Source organism: Streptomyces sp. ICN903, assembly GCF_022015835.1.
Lineage (GTDB): Bacteria > Actinomycetota > Actinomycetes > Streptomycetales > Streptomycetaceae > Streptomyces > Streptomyces fenghuangensis.
The window spans coordinates 1,503-3,180 of the sequence record NZ_JAKMAY010000454.1 but is presented as its reverse complement, the minus strand read 5'-3'; the positions used below and the strand labels follow the sequence as shown (position 1 = coordinate 3,180).

Annotated in this window: 1 protein-coding gene; it reads right to left on the bottom strand. The window is 73.1% G+C overall.

Annotated features, from left to right (window positions below):
• Positions 1–50: 50 nt before the first annotated feature.
• Positions 51–1,526, bottom strand: coding sequence for an aminopeptidase P family protein (locus L7D48_RS27575; RefSeq protein WP_237883632.1), 1,476 nt, complete (start codon positions 1,524–1,526; stop codon positions 51–53).
• Positions 1,527–1,678: the final 152 nt, after the last annotated feature.

The following is a 1,678-nucleotide window of genomic DNA, read 5'->3' as shown; positions in this document are numbered from 1 at the left end:
GGTACGCCCGTACCGGCCCGGCCCGGCGGACACGCCGGACACGCCGGACGTCAGCCCCGCAGGCGCGCCATCCACGCCTCGACCTCGTCCGAGCGGCGCGGCAGCGCTGCGGAGAGGTTCCGGTTGCCGTCCTCGGTGACGAGGATGTCGTCCTCGATGCGCACACCGATGCCCCGGTACTCCTCGGGCACCGTCAGGTCGTCCGGCTGGAAGTACAGGCCCGGCTCCACCGTCAGGCACATGCCCGGCTCCAGCGTGCCCTCGGCGTACGTCTCGCGGCGCGCCGCGGCGCAGTCGTGGACGTCCATGCCGAGCATGTGGCCGGTGCCGTGCAGCGTCCAGCGGCGCTGGAGACCCAGCTCCAGGACCCGCTCGACCGGGCCCTCCACCAGGCCCCACTCCACCAGCCGCTCCGCCAGCACGCGCTGCGCGGCGTGGTGGAAGTCCAGGTACTTCGCGCCCGGCTTCACCGCCGCGATGCCCGCCTCCTGCGCGTCGTACACGGCGTCGTAGATCTTCCGCTGGAGGTCGGTGAAGCGGCCGTCGACCGGCATGGTGCGGGTGACGTCGGCGGTGTAGAGGGTGTGGGTCTCCACGCCGGCGTCCAGCAGCAGCAGGTCTCCGGAGCGGACGGGGCCGTCGTTGCGCACCCAGTGCAGGGTGGTCGCGTGCGGCCCGGAGGCGCAGATCGAGCCGTAGCCGACGTCGTTGCCCTCCACGCGGGCGCGCAGGAAGAAGGTGCCCTCGATGTAGCGCTCGGAGGTGGCCTGCGCCTTGTCGAGCACGCGGACGACGTCCTCGAAGCCGCGCACGGTGGAGTCGACGGCCTTCTGCAGCTCGCCGATCTCGAAGTCGTCCTTGACCAGGCGCATCTCGGAGAGGAAGACCCGCAGCGCCTCGTCGCGCTCGGCGGTGGTCTTGTCGGCGAGGGCGGCCTCGACGCCCGCGTCGTGGCCGCGCACCACGCGCACGTCGCCGGACGCCTCGCGCAGCACGTCGGCGACGGTGCGCACGTCCCGGCAGGGCATGCCGTAGAGCTTCTCGGCCTCGGTGAGGCTGTTGCGGCGGCCCACCCACAGCTCGCCCTGGCCGTCCAGCCAGAACTCGCCGTTGCCGCGGTCGGAGCGGGGCAGCAGGTACAGGACGCTGTCGTGGCCGCCGTCCGCCCTCGGCTCCATGACCAGGACGCCGTCCTCGGTCTGGTTGCCGGTGAGGTAGGCGTACTCGACGGAGGCGCGGAAGGGGTACTCGGTGTCGTTCGAGCGGGTCCTGAGGTTGCCCGCGGGGACCACCAGGCGCTCGCCGGGGAAGCGGGCGGAGAGCCGCGCGCGCCGCTCGGCGGTGTGCGCGGCCTGCGGGACGGGGTCGAGGTCGCGCAGCTCGGTGTCCGCCCAGCCGGACTTCATGTTCTCGGCGAGCTCGTCGGAGACGCCCGGGTACAGGCCGTTCTTCCGCTGCTTGATCGGCTCCTCCGAGGTGGGTTCGCCCTGCTCCTCCGGGATCTCCGGCGTCTGCTGGTCAGCCACGTCGCTGCCTCCTCCTGCTGGTGGTGTGGGCCGGGTGCGGGCCGACTCCCATCGTAGGTCCGGCCCGCCGGGGGCGGTCGGGGCCTGTGGACAGAGACGCGGACGGAGCCTGTGGTCGGGGCCTGTGGCCGGGCTGCGGGCGGGTTCACGGT